This is a genomic window from Streptomyces sp. NPDC053069, assembly GCF_044546895.1.
Classification (GTDB): Bacteria; Actinomycetota; Actinomycetes; order Streptomycetales; family Streptomycetaceae; genus Streptomyces.
The window spans coordinates 484,263-498,745 of sequence record NZ_JBITZN010000002.1 but is presented as its reverse complement, the minus strand read 5'-3'; the positions used below and the strand labels follow the sequence as shown (position 1 = coordinate 498,745).

The following is a 14,483-nucleotide window of genomic DNA, read 5'->3' as shown; positions in this document are numbered from 1 at the left end:
TCCAGGTCGGCGCGGCGCTCACGGCTCGGGCATACGGTCGAACCCATGCGGCGGACTTCCTCTCCTACGACGTCGGTGCCGAGGCCTCAGCACTTCTGTCCGCCACAACAGTGGTCCGGCGCGGCGCATTCCCACCCGTCACCCGAGAGACGTGAGCCACTGCGCGACGCCCTCGGTGATGATCTCCAGGGCCCGCTCCTGGGTGATCTCCGCGCGCTTGGGAATCGCGAAACCATGATCGCCGTACGGCACCTCGATCAGCCCGTGGTCGCCCTCGGGGAACTCTTCCGGCTTCCCGAACGGGTCGTTGCCGCCCTGCACGACCAGTGTGGGCACCCCGGTGCCCAGCAGTTCCCCGGCGCGGGACTTCTCCGGCCTGCCCGGCGGGTGCAGCGGGAAGCTCAGCGCGAGGACGGCGTGCGCGCCCAGCTCGGCCGCGGTTCGGCAGGCGACCCGGGCGCCCGCGCTGCGCCCGCCGGAGATCACGGGCAGTTGCATCCCGGCCAGTGCCGGCCAGATGCCGCGCCAGCCGCTGTCCAGGGTCTGCGGTGCGGGGGCGACCTTCTTCCCGGCCACGCGCCAGGGCTGTTCCACCAGGGCCACGGTCACGCCGTGCGCGGGGAGGGCCCGGGCGAGTGCCTGGAGGTCACGTGCGTCCACGCCCCCGCCGGCGCCATGGCTCACGGCCAGGACCAGCCGGGGGTCCTGCGCCCGGTGCCAGGTGATGCGTGCGGTTCCGGCGTCGGTCTCGACAATCTCGATCACGCTAGAAGAGTGTGCCCTCTTCCGGCGCCTCCAGCTCCTTCAGCAGCTCCGGGCCGTTGTTGCGGACGTTGCTGACTGCCGTGGAGACCGGGTAGGCGCGCATCAGGCCGGGCGGGGGCGGGGCGAGCAGGTCGCGCAGGTGGTCGGGGTCGGTCCGGGAGGGGTCGAGCCAGGCGTCCCAGCGGTCCGGGGTGAGCATCAGCGGCATCCGGGGGTGGATGTCGGCCAGGGTGCGCGGGCCCTCGGCGGGGGCCACGGCCAGCGGGGTCCTCTCGGCCTCGGTGGTGATCACCGAGCAGGTGACCCACCAGGCCTGCGGGTGCTCGTCGGGCAGGGTCCGGTCGCGCCAGAACTCGTAGAGCCCGGCCATCGCGAACACCGAGCCGTCGGCCGGCAGCACGAAGTACGGCTGCTTGCGCGGCCGCTTCTTCCTGCCCTCGACCTCCAGCTCGCGCTCCTGCGCGCCGGTGACCCACTCGTAGTAGCCGTCGGCGGGGATGATGCAGCGGCGGGCGGCGAAGGCACGGCGGTAGGCGGGCTTCTCGTGCACGGTCTCGGCGCGCGCGTTGATCATCCTGGCGCCGCCCTCGGGCGTCTTGGCCCAGGAGGGCACCAGGCCCCATTTCAGCTTGCGCAGCTGGCGAACCGGACGCGGGGAGTCCGCGTCTTTCAGGGGACGGTCGAGGACGGCGTGGACCTCCTTGGTCGGAGCCACGTTGTAGTCCGGCTCCAGGGTCTCCTCGGGCTCCCACTTCTCGATCTCGAAGACGCCTGCGAGATCCTCGGGCCTACGACTCGATGCATACCGTCCGCACATACGTGCCACACTGCCAGACTCCGCACAAGGAGAGGGAGCCACTCGGACACATGGACAGCCTCGCCGCCCTCGCGCTGCCCGACCTCTGGGACCGGCTCACCGGCACCCAGCCCGATCCCGCCCTGTGGGTGGTGCTCGCCACGGCGGCCGCCGCGCTCACCGTCGTCGTCCCGCACACCCCGTGGCGGATATCCCGCAACGCGATCACCATCGCGCACGAGGGCGGCCACGGCCTGATCGCACTGCTCACCGGCCGGCAGCTCACCGGTATCCGGCTGCACTCCGACACCAGCGGCCTGACGGTCAGCCGGGGCAAGCCGTACGGGCTGGGCATGATCCTCACGGCCGCCGCCGGGTACACGGCGCCCTCGCTGCTCGGCCTCGGCGGCGCCGCCCTCCTGGCCGCCGGGCGCATCACACTGCTGCTGTGGGCGGCGACGGCGCTGCTGGTGGCGATGCTGGTGATGATCCGCAACGCGTACGGCGTCCTGACCGTGGTGCTGGCCGGGGCCGCCTTCCTGCTGGTGTCCTGGCTGGCGGGGCCCCAGGTGCAGGCGGCGTTCGCGTACGCGGTGGTGTGGTTCCTGCTGTTCGGCGGGGTACGGCCGCCCTTCGAACTGCAGCTGAAGCGGTCACGGGGAGGCGCCGGGGAGTCGGACGCGGACCAGCTGTCCCGGCTGACCCATGTGCCGGCGGGGCTGTGGCTGTTCCTGTTCCACGTGGTGTCGCTCAGCTCGCTGATCGGCGGGGGGAGCTGGTTGCTGGAGGTGTGACGGCCGGCGGGGTCGGCGCTGCAGCTTTCGTCGAGGTTTCGGCCCTTTTGGTCGAGATCTCCGGTCGCGCCCAGCCACTAAAGTGGGGCGCATGACCGTGAACCCCGCACACACCGCCCTCTGGCCCGCCCCGCACGCGAGCGGAGCCGTCGACGCGACGGTCCACGTGCCCGGGTCCAAGTCGGTCACCAACCGCGCGCTGGTGCTGGCCGCCCTCGCCTCCGAGCCCGGCTGGCTGCGCCGGCCGCTGCGCTCCCGCGACACCCTGCTGATGGCCGGTGCGCTGCGCGCGATGGGCGTGGAGATCGAGGAGGGGGTCGGCCCGGACGGCTCCGGCGAGGCCTGGCGGGTGCTGCCGACTGGCCTGCACGGCCCGGCCACGGTCGACGTGGGCAACGCCGGCACGGTGATGCGCTTCCTGCCGCCGGTGGCCGCGCTGGCCGACGGCCCCATCCGGTTCGACGGCGACCCGCGGTCGTACGAGCGTCCCCTGCACGGCGTGATCGACGCGCTGCGGCAGCTCGGCGCCCGGATCGACGACGACGGCCGCGGCGCGCTGCCGCTGACCGTGCACGGCGGCGGCGCCCTGGACGGCGGCCCGGTGTCCGTCGACGCCTCCTCGTCCTCCCAGTTCGTGAGCGCCCTGCTGCTCTCGGGCCCCCGTTTCAACCAGGGTGTGGAGGTCCGGCACACCGGCGCCTCGCTGCCCTCCCTGCCGCACATCCGGATGACCGTCGACATGCTGCGCGCGGTCGGCGCCCAGGTGGACACCCCCGAGTCGGGCGGCGAGCCGAACGTGTGGCGGGTGACGCCGGGCGCCCTGCTCGGCCGGGACCTGACGATCGAGCCTGACCTGTCCAACGCCCAGCCGTTCCTGGCGGCGGCCCTGGTCACCGGCGGCAAGGTGCTGATCCCGGACTGGCCGGAGCGGACCACCCAGCCCGGTGACCGGCTGCGGGAGATCTTCACCGAGATGGGCGGTTCCTGCGAACTCACCGAGTACGGGCTGGTGTTCACCGGTTCGGGTGCCATCCACGGGATCGACGTGGACCTGAGCGACGTCGGCGAGCTGACCCCCGGCATCGCGGCGGTCGCGGCCCTCGCGGACTCCCCCTCCACCCTGCGGGGCGTGGCGCATCTGCGGCTGCACGAGACGGACCGGCTGGCCGCGCTCACCAAGGAGATCAACGAGCTCGGCGGTGACGTCACCGAGACCGCCGACGGCCTGCACATCCGCCCGCGCAAGCTGCACGGCGGGACCTTCCACACCTACGAGGACCACCGCATGGCGACGGCAGGCGCGATCATCGGTCTCGCCGTCGAGGGTGTGCGGATCGAGAACGTGGCGACGACGGCGAAGACCCTGCCGGACTTCCCCGAGCTGTGGACCGGGATGCTCGGGCAGTAGGGACACGCCATGCGCCGCTACGGCAAGCACACCGACGAGGACGACATCCGCACCCGTCCCAACCGCAAGGGCAACCGGCCGCGGACCAACATCCGGCCCAAGCACGAGGACGCCGCCGAGGGGCTGGTCCTCACGGTCGACCGCGGCCGGCTGACGTGCCTGGTCGAGGACCGGGTCGTCATGGCGATGAAGGCCCGCGAGCTGGGCCGCAAGGCGGCCGTGGTCGGGGACCGGGTGGCCCTGGTCGGCGACCTGTCCGGCAACAAGGACACGCTCGCCCGGATCGTCCGGATCGAGGAGCGCACCTCGGTGCTGCGGCGCACGGCCGACGACGACGACCCGTACGAGCGGGTGGTCGTGGCCAACGCGGACCAGCTGGCGATCGTCACCGCCCTGGCCGACCCGGAGCCCCGCCCCCGTCTGATCGACCGCTGTCTGGTCGCGGCCTTCGACGGCGGTCTGGAGCCGCTGCTGGTGATGACCAAGTCGGACCTGGCCCCGCCGGACAAGCTGCTGGAGCTGTACGGCGCGCTCGACATCCCCTACGTCGTCACCAGCCGCGAACAGCTGGAGAACGGGGACGCGGCGGACCGGGTGCGGGAGCATCTGGACGGCAGGGTCACCGCGTTCGTCGGTCACTCGGGCGTCGGGAAGACGACCCTCGTCAACGCGCTGGTGCCGCAGGAGCGCCGGCGTACGACGGGCCATGTGAACGCGGTGACGGGCCGCGGCCGTCACACCACGACGTCCGCCCTCGCCCTGCCCCTGTCCGATACGGACGGCTGGGTCATCGACACCCCCGGCGTCCGCTCGTTCGGCCTGGCGCACATCGACCCCTCGCGCGTGATCCACGCCTTCCCGGACCTCGAACCCGGTACGGAGGGCTGCCCACGCGCGTGCAGCCACGACGAGCCGGACTGCGCGCTGGACGCCTGGGTCGAGGAGGGCCACGCGGATCCGGCGCGGCTGTATTCGCTGCGCCGGCTGCTGGCCACCCGGGAGCGCAGGGAAGGCGACTGACCACCGCGTTGTTTGGCCGGGTGAGAGGCCGGTAAGTGCATAATCGCACCGAGCCGGAGATCCGGATCAACGGGAGGACAGCACATGGCGTGGCTGCTGGTCATAGTGGCCGGAATTCTGGAGACCGGCTTCGCCGTGTGCCTGAAGCTCTCGCACGGCTTCACGCGCCTGTGGCCGACGATCGCCTTCGCCTCCTTCGCCCTCGGCAGCTTCGGTCTGCTGACCCTGTCCCTGAAGAAGCTCGACGTCGGCCCCGCGTACGCGGTGTGGACCGGCATCGGCGCGGCCGGCACCGCGATCTACGGCATGGTCTTCCTCGGCGACCTGGTCTCCACCCTGAAGATCGTCTCGATCAGCCTGGTCATCGTCGGGGTGATCGGACTGCAGCTGTCGGGTTCCGCCCGCTAGGCGCTTGCGAGGCCTCCCGCTACAGCACCTCACGCGCCCTCGCGAAGTGACATGCGGCCCCGTCCCCCGCGAACTCCGGCACCTCGTGCGCGCACCGCTTCTGCTCGTCCACCGTGAGCTCCGCGTACAGCGGGCACCGCGTCCGGAAGCGGCAGCCGTCGTACCGCCGGGTGGGACTCGGCGGGTCACCGGCGAGCAGGATCCGCTCGCGCCGCCGCTCCCGTGCGGGGTCCGGCACGGGCACGGCCGACAGCAGGGCCTGGGTGTAGGGGTGCCGGGGCCGGGCGAAGACCTCGTCGACCGGGCCGGCCTCGACCGTGCGGCCCAGATAGACGACGCTGACCCGGTCGGCGATGTTCCGTACGACGGCGAGGTCGTGGGAGACGAACAGATAGGCCAGGCCCAGCTCCTCCTTCAGCCGCCGCAGCAGGTCGAGCACCTCGGCCTGGACGGAGACGTCCAAAGCGGAGACGGGTTCGTCGAGGACCAGCAGCTCGGGTTCGACGGACAGGGCGCGGGCGATGCCGATCCGCTGGCGCTGGCCGCCGGAGAACTCGTGCGGGTAGCGGTCGGCGTGGGCCGGTTCCAGGCCGACCCGGGTGAGGAGTTCGGGCACCCTGCGCGCGACGACACCCTTGCCGGCGCCCTGGGCGCGCAGCGGCTCGGCGATGATGTCACCGATGGGCATCCGGGGGTCGAGGGAGGCCATCGGGTCCTGGAAGACGATCTGGATCCGTCGGCGCAGAGCCTTGGCCCGGTTCTTGCTGAGCGCGCCGAGCCGCTGCCCGAACAGTTCCACCGATCCCCCTTCGGGCGCGGCGAGTTCGAGCAGTTCGAAGAGGGTGGTCGACTTACCGGACCCGGACTCGCCGACCAGCGCCAGGGTCTCGCCGCGCCGGATGTCGAGGTCCACGCCGTCGACGGCGTACACGGTGCCGGTGCGGCGCCTGACGACGGTGCCGGTGTGGACGGGGAAGGTGCGGGTGAGACCCCGCACCTTCAACACCGGCTCCGCCCTGGTCGGTTGGGGTCGGCGTGGCGTGTCGATGCGGGGGACGGCGGCGAGGAGCTGCCGGGTGTAGGGCGCGCGCGGGCGGTCGAATACGTCCGTCGCCGTGCCCTGTTCGACGACCCGGCCCTGCCGCATGACCGCGACCCGGTCGGCCAGCCCGGCGATGACGCCGAGGTCGTGGCTGACCAGCAGGACGGCGGCGCCGGACTCCCGCTGCGCGGTGCGCAGGACGTCCAGGATCTGCGCCTGGACGGTGACGTCGAGGGCGGTGGTCGGCTCGTCGGCGAGGATCAGGTCGGGTTCGGCCGCCATCGCCATGGCGATCATGGCGCGCTGGCGCATGCCGCCGGAGAACTCGTGCGGGAAGGCCCGTGCGCGCAGGGCGGGCTCGGGGATGCCGACGAGGTCGAGCAGGTCGACCGCGCGGGAGCGGGCCTGCGCACGGGAGACGTCCCGGTGGGCGCGGACGGCCTCGGCGATCTGGTCGCCGATGCGGTACACGGGCGTGAACGCCGACAGCGGGTCCTGGAAGACCATGGACACCCGGCCGCCCCGGATCCGGGTCAGTTCCCGCTCGCTCGCGCCGAGGAGTTCGGTGCCGTCGAGCCGTACGGAACCGCGCGTGGTGGCGTTGCCGGGCAGCAGTCCGAGAACGGCGAGGACGGTGGCGGACTTGCCCGAGCCGGACTCGCCCACCAGCCCCAGCACCTCGCCCCGTGCCAGGGTCAGGCTCACGTCCCGCACGGCTGCTTCGCCGTCGAAGTCGACGCCCAGGCCGGTCACTTCGAGCAACGGGTTCATCGGGCCGCCCCCTTCGCGGTCGGGTCCAGGGCGTCCCGCAGTCCGTCGCCGACCAGATTGACGGCGAGCACGAATACGACGAGCAGTCCCGCGGCGAAGAAGAACATCCACGGGTAGGTGAGGGCGGCGCCGGTGCCCGAGGCGATCAGCGTGCCCAGGGACACATCGGGCGGCTGCACGCCGAAGCCGAAGTACGACAGCGCGGTCTCGCTCATCACCGCGCCGCCGACCTGGATCGTCGCGTCGATGATCAGGAAGGAGGCCACGTTCGGCAGCACGTGCCGCCAGATGATCCGGAAGGGCCCGACGCCCATGTAGCGGGCCGCGCGCACGAAGTCGCGTTCCTTCAGGGACAGGGTCATGGAGCGTACGACCCGTGCGGTGATCATCCAGGCGAAGACGGCGAGCAGCCCGACGAACGCGATCCACCCGGCGGAGCGCAGCCGGGGCGAGATGATCGCGATGACCAGGAAGGAGGGGAAGACCAGGAGCAGATCGACGAAGAACATCGCCAGCCGGTCGGTCCAGCCGCCGAAGTATCCGGCGCAGGCACCCGCCAGCGCGGCGAGCCCGGTGGCCAGAACGGCCACCAGCAGCCCGATGACCAGCGACTTCTGCAGTCCGCGCACGGTCTGCGCGAAGACGTCCTGCCCGATCCGGTTGGTGCCCCACCAGTGCTGGGCGCTGGGTGCGGAGCGCAACGCGCCGTAGTCGATGTGGTCGTATGACCAGGGCGTGAGGTACGGCCCGGCGAACGCGAGCAGGAACAGCAGGACGAGGGCGACGGCTCCGGCGAGCGCGGACCCGTTGCGCACGAAGCGGCGCAGGACGAGCGCCGAACGGCCGGCCGGTGCCTTCGTGAGGGTCGCGGTCGTCATGCCGCCCGCCGGATGCGGGGGTCGAGGGCGGCGTGCAGCAGGTCGGCGAGGAAGCCGGAGAGCAGGATGGTGACGGCGGCGAAGACGTTCACGGCGACGACCGAGTTCACGTCGTTCTTGCCGAGGGAGTTCACGAACCACTCGCCCATGCCGTGCCAGCCGAAGATCGTCTCGGTGAAGGTGGCGCCGGTGAACAGGGCGAGGAATCCGTAGGAGAAGTAGGTCGACATGGGGATGAGGGCGGTGCGCAGACCGTGCCGCAGCAGGACGGCCCGGCGGCCGAGTCCCTTGGCGCGGGCGGTGCGCAGATAGTCGGAGCCGAGGACGTCGAGCATGGTGCTGCGCTGGTAGCGGCTGTAACCGGCCACGCTGAAGAGGGCGATGGAGAGGGTGGGCAGCAGCAGGTGCACGGACCGGTCCCGCAGGACCGGCCAGAGGCCGCCGTCCACGCCGGGGCTCTGCTCGCCGGTGAACCGGATCAGATCGGTGCCCGTGGTCTGGTTGAACCAGATCGCACCGGTCTTCAGCAGGACCGCCAGCAGGAACACCGGTGTCGACAGCAGCGCGAAGGAGACGACGGTGACCGCGCGGTCGCTGAGGCGATACTGCCGTACGGCCGTCCAGGCGCCGGCGAGGACACCGGCGACCGTACCGAGGACGGTGCCCGCGAGCAGCAGCCGCAGACTGACCCCGATCCGCCGGCCGAACTCGGCGTCGACGGAGGTGCCGTCGATGGTCTCGCCGAGGTCGCCGTGCAGGACGGCGCGGTCGGCCCAGTGCAGGAAGCGGTCGCGCAGGGGCTGGTGGTCGTTGACGCCGAGCGCGGTGAGGTGGTGGTCGACGGCGGCCGGGGACAGCGGTGGCTGCCGGCCCGCGTAGTAGGCGCGCGGATCGAGGGCCAGCGAGGCCAGCAGATACGACAGGCAGACGGCGGCCAGCAGCAGGACGGCGTGATGGCCGAGGCGCTTGGCCAGGTAGAGGGGCACGCATGAAATGGTCCAGTCCTCTTATTGCAGCAACATGAAGAGAACATGTCAGTAATCGGGGAGCTCTCCCCTGCCCGACCTGCGGCGTTCTACGTTCGGCGCATCCCATCGTCGCCCCTCACGAAGGACACCGACATGCGTCCCACCCCCGCCGCAGCATGGATCGCCACCACCGCGGCCACCGCGCTCCTGGTGACCGGCTGCGGCTCCTCGGGCCAGGACCACGCTCCGAAGAAGGCGGCGGCGCCCAGGGCCGACGGCCAGGACATCAACGCCCACCCGCTCGCCGATCTGCGTCAGGGCGGCACGCTGAAGCTGGCGATCGACCAGTGGATCACCCAGTACAACATCAACGACGTCGACGGCCAGCAGGGTGACGCCCAGGAGATCATCAAGACGGTCCTGCCCGACCTGTTCGACTCGGACGCCAAGGGCGCGCACCACATCAACCCGGAGTTCCTGCTCTCGGCGAAGGTGACCTCCGGCAGCCCGCAGACCGTCCAGTACGACCTGAACCCGAAGGCCAGGTGGTCCGACGGCACACCGCTGAGCTGGCGCGACTTCCGCGCCCAGTGGCAGGCGCTGAACGGCACGGACAAGGCGTACGAGGCCGCCGACACCAGCGGTTACGACCAGATCGCCAAGGTCGAGCAGGGCTCCGGCGCACATGCGGTCAAGGTGACCTTCAAGACGCCGTACGCCGACTGGCAGCGGCTGTTCGACCCGCTGTACCCGGCGAAGTACTACGACACCCCCGGCAAGTTCACCAAGGGCTGGGCCGAGCAGGCGCCGGTCTCCGCGAACGCCTTCAAGGTCGGGCGGTACGACAGGACCGCGCAGACCATCACGCTCGTCCCGGACCCGAAGTGGTGGGGCCCCAGGCCCAGGCTGGACTCGATCGTCTACCGCGTCCTCGACTCCTCCGCGCGCCCCGACGCCTACCTCAACAAGGAGATCGACTACACCACCGCGCTGCTGCCGGAGGACTACAGGCGGCTGGTCGAGGCGCCGCAGACGGACATCAGGCGGGGCGCGCGCTGGGACGAGGTGCACATCACGCTCAACGGCGGCCGCGGACCACTGAAGGACCTGCGGGTACGGCAGGCGATCCAGCACGCCGTCGACCGCAAGGGCATCGACGAGGCCTTCGCCAAGGACCTCTCCTTCGAACTGAAGCCGCTCGGCAACCACTTCTTCATGCCCAACCAGAAGGGATACAAGGACACCTCCGGCGGGTACGCCGACTTCGACCTCGGCAAGGCGAAGCAGTTGCTCGACGCGGCCGGCTGGAAGGACAACGGCGAGGGCAGGCCGCGCACCAAGGGCGGCAGACAGCTCGCCCTCGACTACGTCCTCAGCGCCGGCAGCACCGCCGCCCAGACCGACCAGGCCGAGCTGGTGCAGCAGCAGCTCGCGCAGGCCGGGGTGAAGGTCGAGCTCAAGAAGGTGCCGGCGAACGACTACTTCAACCAGTTCGTCAACCGCGGCAACTTCGACCTGACCAGCTTCCGCAACGTCGACGCCGTCTACCAGTCCATGCTCACCCCGGTCTTCGTCCAGCCGAAGAACGGCAACCTCTTCCAGAACTTCGGCTCGGTCGGCTCCCCGGGGATCGACGCGCTGCTGAGGAAGGCGGGGGAATCCACCGACCAGGCGACGGCGGCCGCCCTGTACAACCAGGCCGACACCGAGATCTGGCGCCTGGCCCACTCCATCGAGCTCTACCAGCGCCCGCAGATCCTCGCCGTCCGCTCGGGCCTGGCGAACTTCGGGGCGGAAGGGCTGGCGGACATCGACTACACGAAGGTGGGCTGGCTGAAGAAGTAGCCCGGCGTCCGGGACCGCCCGGGATCACACCGGCCGGCGCGGGACGACCGCTCGGACCAGTCCCGCCACGCCGCCCTCGCCCGGTGGGGCCGCGACGCAGGACAGGGCGAGGCGTACGACCAGTTCGCAGGGGCGGGTCAGCTCGGCGGTGTCGGCGGGGGTGGCGGTGTGGCCCGCCAGAGCGCCGACCGCGCGGTCCCGCACGATCCGTACGAAGTCGCGGGGCGTCGGCAGCGGCCCGTCCGCACGGCGCTGCGCCGGCACCGAGGAGGAGGACGGCACAGCGGCGAGCGGCGGGGCGGGCAGCCGTTCGCTCCAGCAGCCGGTGAGCATGGCCCGGATCAGCGGGTTCTCCCGCGCGGCGGCGCTCGTCCACTCGGCCACGGCGGTGAGCCGCTCCCTCGGCTCGCCCGGCCCGGCGAGGGCCCGCTCCACTCCGGCGAGGTATCCGTCGGCCTCCCGCCGCACCAGCGCCCGCGCCAGCCCGTCCTTGCTGCCGAACTCGTTGTACAGGGTCTGCCGGGACACCCCGGCCGCCGCGGCCACGTCGACCATCCGCACCGTGGACCACGGCCGGCGCGCGAGGGCCGTATAGGCGGCGTCCAGCAGGGACTCCCGGGCAGCAGGCATCCTCGCCTCCCTGAGACAGAGCGGCTCTGCGCCCAGATTTGACGCGCTTGTATGCACTGTCAAGGGTCCGCGGGGGTTCGGCGGATCCGTGGCCGGGCGGCCGCCCGGCCACAGCAGGCGGCACCCGACACCCCCGCCCTGCTGGCCGCGTAGCAGCAGCGGCGGATACCGTTCCTCACATGCCGGACTATCTCGACGACCTGCGCCTCGCCCACGTCCTCGCGGACGCCGCCGACGCCGCCACCATGGACCGCTTCAAGGCCCTCGACCTGAAGGTGGAGACGAAGCCGGACATGACTCCGGTCAGCGAAGCGGACAAGGCCGCGGAAGAACTCATCCGCAGCCGGCTCCAGCGCGCCCGCCCCAGGGACGCCGTCCTCGGCGAGGAGTACGGCATCGAGGGCACCGGCCCCCGCCGCTGGGTGATCGACCCCATCGACGGCACCAAGAACTACGTCCGCGGCGTCCCCGTCTGGGCGACGCTCATCGCCCTGATGGAAGCAGGCGAGGACGGCTACCAGCCCGTCGTCGGCGTCGTCTCCGCGCCCGCGCTGAGCCGCCGCTGGTGGGCCGCGAAGGGCTACGGCGCCTTCACCGGCCGCAGCCTGACCTCCGCAACCCGCATGCACGTCTCCCGTGTCGGCAAGCTCGCGGACGCGTCCTTCGCGTACTCCTCCCTCTCCGGCTGGGAGGAGCAGGGCCGGCTGGACGGCTTCCTGGACCTGACCCGCGAGGTGTGGCGCACGCGCGCGTACGGCGACTTCTGGCCCTACATGATGGTCGCCGAGGGGTCCGTGGACATCTGCGCCGAGCCGGAGCTGTCGCTCTGGGACATGGCCGCCACCGCGATCGTCGTCACCGAGGCCGGCGGCACCTTCACCGGCCTCGACGGCCGCCCCGGCCCGCACAGCGGCAACGCGGCCGCGTCCAACGGCCTGCTGCACGACGAGTTGCTGGGGTATCTCAACCAGCGTCAGTGAGACACGGGAGAAGCCCGCGCACGCCCCCAACTGGCGCCGCACGCCCTCTTGTTGACCCGTCCTTTACCTGGCACTCTGATGCCACCCCCACTTGTGAAATTGTGAATCCCTTCCCAACCTCAGGGATTCCTAGGAGGTGGCCCCTTCCATGCTCGTCCGAGACGCCATGAGCACGGTGATCCTCACCGTCGGCCCCGCCCACACCCTCCGCCAGGCAGCCGCCCTGATGTCCGCCCGCCGTGTCGGCGCCGCCGTGGTCCTCGACCCGGACGCCGGCGGCATCGGCATCCTCACCGAACGCGACATCCTCAACTCCGTCGGCCTCGGCCAGAACCCGGACACGGAACGCACCCACGCCCACACCACCACCGAGGTCGTCTTCGCGGCCCCGACCTGGACCCTGGAGCACGCCGCTCGCACCATGGCCCACGGCGGCTTCCGGCACCTGGTCGTCCTCGACCGCGGCGAGGTCGCCGGCATCGTCTCGGTCCGCGACATCATCCGCTGCTGGGTCCCGGCCCGCGAGCCCGCACCGGCCCTCTGAGCACAGCGCCTCCGCACACAGATCCTCTGCGCACGAATCCTGGACACACACGGAACGGGCCGGACCCCGAGCACCGTGGGGTCCGGCCCGCCCTGGGCGCACCACCCAGGCTCTTGAGGCACGGGGAGGAGCGGGCAGTGCCGCCGGCTCAGCCGCGCAGCGCCTGCACCGCCGCCTCCAGCCGCTTGCCGAAGTCGGCGTCGGCATTGCGGAAGTTGCCGATGGCGCGCTCGACGATGTCTTCGAGCGAGACCTGCGAGATCGCTCCCGCCAGGTTGGCGACCAGCCGCTCCCTCTCCTCCTCCGACATCAGCCGGTAGAGGTTGCCCGCCTGCACGAAGTCGTCGTCCTCGGCGTGCACCGGCGTCGGGTGGTTGCCCGTGCGACCGTCGACGGAGGTGGACAGCCACAGCGGCCGACCGGTCTGCTGCGGCCCCCCGAAGCTGTTCGGCTCGTAGTTCTTCGCCCCGCCGTGCCGGCCGTCGTACAGGAAGCCGTCACGGGAGTTCGTACGCGCCTCGGTGGCATGCGGACGGTTCACCGGCAGGTGGTCGGCGTTGATGCCGACGCGGTAGCGGTGCGCGTCGCCGTACGCGAAGAGACGCCCCTGCAGCATCTTGTCGGGCGAGGGGCCGATGCCCGGCACGAAGTGCGCGGGGCTGAAGATCGACTGCTCGACCTCGGCGAAGACGTTCTGCGGGTTGCGGTTCAGCTCCAGCTTGCCGATCTCGATGACCGGGTAGTCCGCGTGCGGCCACACCTTGGTCAGGTCGAACGGGTTGAAGCGGTACGTCGCCGCGTCCGCCGCCGGCATGATCTGCACACCCACGGTCCAGCTCGGGAACTCGCCGCGCTCGATCGCCTCGCGCAGGTCACGCTGGTGCGAGTCGGGGTCCTTGCCCGCGAGGATCTCGGCCTCCTGGGCCGTGAGGTTCTTGATCCCCTGGTCGGTCTTGAAGTGGTACTTGACCCAGAAGACCTCGCCGGACTCGTTGTTCCACTGGAAGGTGTGCGAGCCGAAGCCGTCCATGTGGCGGTACGACGCCGGGATGCCGCGGTCGCCGAACAGCCAGGTCACCTGGTGGGTCGACTCAGGCGACAGCGACCAGAAGTCCCACACGTTGTCGGCTTCCGTGGAGCCGGTGTACGGGTCGCGCTTCTGGGTGTGGATGAAGTCCGGGAACTTGATCGCGTCCCGGATGAAGAAGACCGGGGTGTTGTTGCCGACGAGGTCGTAGTTGCCCTCCTCGGTGTAGAACTTCAGCGCGAAACCCCGCGGGTCACGGACGGCGTCCGCCGCGCCGAGGTTGCCGGCCACCGTGGAGAAGCGCAGGAAGACCTCGGTCTCCTTGCCGATCTCGGAGAGGAAGCCGGCGCGGGTGTACGGCGTGACGTCGGCGGTCACCGTGAAGGTGCCGTAGGCGCCCGCGCCGCGCGCATGGACGACCCGCTCGGGGATGCGCTCCCGGTTGAAGTGGGCGAGCTTCTCCAGCAGCAGCTGGTCCTGGACGAGTACCGGCCCGCCGACGCCCGCCGTCTCGCTGTTCTGGTTGTCGGCGACCGGAGCCCCGGCCTCCGTGGTGAGCGGTCCCTGCGTCACGTGCGCCTCCTGAGTCACTGTCGACCAGTCCTGT

General features: G+C 71.2%; 14 protein-coding genes. 7 read left to right on the top strand and 7 right to left on the bottom strand.

All coding sequences use genetic code 11. From position 1 onward, the window contains the following. Nucleotides 1-138: 138 nt before the first annotated feature. Both ACIGXP_RS05920 and ACIGXP_RS05915 read right to left on the bottom strand, forming a co-directional pair. Entirely contained in the window at nt 139-765 is a 627-nt protein-coding gene (locus ACIGXP_RS05920; protein ID WP_399764435.1) for an alpha/beta family hydrolase, read from the bottom strand. 1 nt (nt 766) lies between these two features. Next, nucleotides 767-1,582, bottom strand: a complete 816-nt coding sequence (locus tag ACIGXP_RS05915; protein WP_399764432.1) for an SOS response-associated peptidase — start codon at nt 1,580-1,582, stop codon at nt 767-769. Nucleotides 1,583-1,632: 50 nt separating this feature from the next. Here ACIGXP_RS05915 and ACIGXP_RS05910 point away from each other — a divergent pair, with 50 nt between their 5' ends. From ACIGXP_RS05910 to ACIGXP_RS05895, 4 genes are all read left to right on the top strand, one after another. Continuing rightward, the gene (locus ACIGXP_RS05910; protein ID WP_363214479.1) at nt 1,633-2,355 is read left to right on the top strand and encodes a M50 family metallopeptidase; all 723 of its coding nucleotides are present in this window, start codon (nt 1,633-1,635) and stop codon (nt 2,353-2,355) included. Nucleotides 2,356-2,446: 91 nt separating this feature from the next. Beyond that, nucleotides 2,447-3,763, top strand: a complete 1,317-nt coding sequence (aroA, locus tag ACIGXP_RS05905; RefSeq protein WP_363214480.1) for a 3-phosphoshikimate 1-carboxyvinyltransferase — start codon at nt 2,447-2,449, stop codon at nt 3,761-3,763. 9 nt (nt 3,764-3,772) lie between these two features. Then, nucleotides 3,773-4,783: a ribosome small subunit-dependent GTPase A gene (gene rsgA / locus ACIGXP_RS05900; RefSeq protein ID WP_399764427.1), complete on the top strand. Its 1,011-nt coding sequence runs from the start codon at nt 3,773-3,775 to the stop codon at nt 4,781-4,783. 84 nt (nt 4,784-4,867) lie between these two features. After that, nucleotides 4,868-5,191 carry a multidrug efflux SMR transporter gene (locus ACIGXP_RS05895; protein ID WP_363214482.1) on the top strand — a complete coding sequence of 108 codons (324 nt, stop codon included), beginning with the start codon at nt 4,868-4,870 and terminating at the stop codon, nt 5,189-5,191. 19 nt (nt 5,192-5,210) lie between these two features. Here ACIGXP_RS05895 and ACIGXP_RS05890 read toward each other — a convergent pair whose 3' ends face one another. Genes ACIGXP_RS05890 through ACIGXP_RS05880 form a run of 3 tightly spaced genes read right to left on the bottom strand, consistent with a single transcriptional unit; the run spans nt 5,211 to nt 8,868 of the window. Next, nucleotides 5,211-7,004 (bottom strand): dipeptide ABC transporter ATP-binding protein, encoded by a 1,794-nt coding sequence (locus ACIGXP_RS05890; RefSeq protein ID WP_399764423.1) that lies wholly within the window; start codon nt 7,002-7,004, stop codon nt 5,211-5,213. Further along, on the bottom strand, nt 7,001-7,882 hold the full coding sequence (locus tag ACIGXP_RS05885; protein ID WP_399764420.1) for an ABC transporter permease: 882 nt from the start codon (nt 7,880-7,882) through the stop codon (nt 7,001-7,003). The genes ACIGXP_RS05890 and ACIGXP_RS05885 overlap by 4 nt, the downstream gene beginning before the upstream one ends. Further along, nucleotides 7,879-8,868, bottom strand: a complete 990-nt coding sequence (locus ACIGXP_RS05880; RefSeq protein WP_399764416.1) for an ABC transporter permease — start codon at nt 8,866-8,868, stop codon at nt 7,879-7,881. The genes ACIGXP_RS05885 and ACIGXP_RS05880 overlap by 4 nt, the downstream gene beginning before the upstream one ends. Before the next feature lie 135 nt (nt 8,869-9,003). Between ACIGXP_RS05880 and ACIGXP_RS05875 the strand changes: the two genes are divergently transcribed. Next, nucleotides 9,004-10,695 carry an ABC transporter family substrate-binding protein gene (locus ACIGXP_RS05875; protein WP_399764413.1) on the top strand — a complete coding sequence of 564 codons (1,692 nt, stop codon included), beginning with the start codon at nt 9,004-9,006 and terminating at the stop codon, nt 10,693-10,695. 24 nt (nt 10,696-10,719) lie between these two features. On the opposite strand, the gene ACIGXP_RS05870 is transcribed toward ACIGXP_RS05875, so the two are convergent. Beyond that, a complete protein-coding gene (locus ACIGXP_RS05870; protein WP_399764410.1) occupies nt 10,720-11,325 on the bottom strand; it encodes a TetR/AcrR family transcriptional regulator in 606 nt (201 codons plus the stop codon). A gap of 179 nt (nt 11,326-11,504) precedes the next feature. Here ACIGXP_RS05870 and hisN point away from each other — a divergent pair, with 179 nt between their 5' ends. Both hisN and ACIGXP_RS05860 read left to right on the top strand, forming a co-directional pair. Then, nucleotides 11,505-12,305, top strand: a complete 801-nt coding sequence (hisN, locus tag ACIGXP_RS05865; protein ID WP_363214488.1) for a histidinol-phosphatase — start codon at nt 11,505-11,507, stop codon at nt 12,303-12,305. Nucleotides 12,306-12,453: 148 nt separating this feature from the next. Continuing rightward, nucleotides 12,454-12,849: a CBS domain-containing protein gene (locus tag ACIGXP_RS05860; protein ID WP_363214489.1), complete on the top strand. Its 396-nt coding sequence runs from the start codon at nt 12,454-12,456 to the stop codon at nt 12,847-12,849. A 148-nt stretch (nt 12,850-12,997) separates the two neighbouring features. Here the strand turns inward: ACIGXP_RS05860 and ACIGXP_RS05855 are convergent, their stop codons facing one another. Continuing rightward, the gene (locus ACIGXP_RS05855) at nt 12,998-14,449 is read right to left on the bottom strand and encodes a catalase (protein WP_399764403.1); all 1,452 of its coding nucleotides are present in this window, start codon (nt 14,447-14,449) and stop codon (nt 12,998-13,000) included. Nucleotides 14,450-14,483: the final 34 nt, after the last annotated feature.

Excerpts from the sequence above, each read along its gene's own strand:
- ACIGXP_RS05915 (WP_399764432.1), bottom strand. The coding sequence starts at position 1,582 with ATGTGCGGACGGTATGCATCGAGTCGTAGGCCCGAGGATCTCGCAGGC.
- ACIGXP_RS05910 (WP_363214479.1), top strand. The coding sequence starts at position 1,633 with ATGGACAGCCTCGCCGCCCTCGCGCTGCCCGACCTCTGGGACCGGCTC.
- aroA (WP_363214480.1), top strand. The coding sequence starts at position 2,447 with ATGACCGTGAACCCCGCACACACCGCCCTCTGGCCCGCCCCGCACGCG.
- rsgA (WP_399764427.1), top strand. The coding sequence starts at position 3,773 with ATGCGCCGCTACGGCAAGCACACCGACGAGGACGACATCCGCACCCGT.
- ACIGXP_RS05895 (WP_363214482.1), top strand. The coding sequence starts at position 4,868 with ATGGCGTGGCTGCTGGTCATAGTGGCCGGAATTCTGGAGACCGGCTTC.
- ACIGXP_RS05890 (WP_399764423.1), bottom strand. The coding sequence starts at position 7,004 with ATGAACCCGTTGCTCGAAGTGACCGGCCTGGGCGTCGACTTCGACGGC.
- ACIGXP_RS05885 (WP_399764420.1), bottom strand. The coding sequence starts at position 7,882 with ATGACGACCGCGACCCTCACGAAGGCACCGGCCGGCCGTTCGGCGCTC.
- ACIGXP_RS05875 (WP_399764413.1), top strand. The coding sequence starts at position 9,004 with ATGCGTCCCACCCCCGCCGCAGCATGGATCGCCACCACCGCGGCCACC.
- ACIGXP_RS05870 (WP_399764410.1), bottom strand. The coding sequence starts at position 11,325 with ATGCCTGCTGCCCGGGAGTCCCTGCTGGACGCCGCCTATACGGCCCTC.
- hisN (WP_363214488.1), top strand. The coding sequence starts at position 11,505 with ATGCCGGACTATCTCGACGACCTGCGCCTCGCCCACGTCCTCGCGGAC.
- ACIGXP_RS05860 (WP_363214489.1), top strand. The coding sequence starts at position 12,454 with ATGCTCGTCCGAGACGCCATGAGCACGGTGATCCTCACCGTCGGCCCC.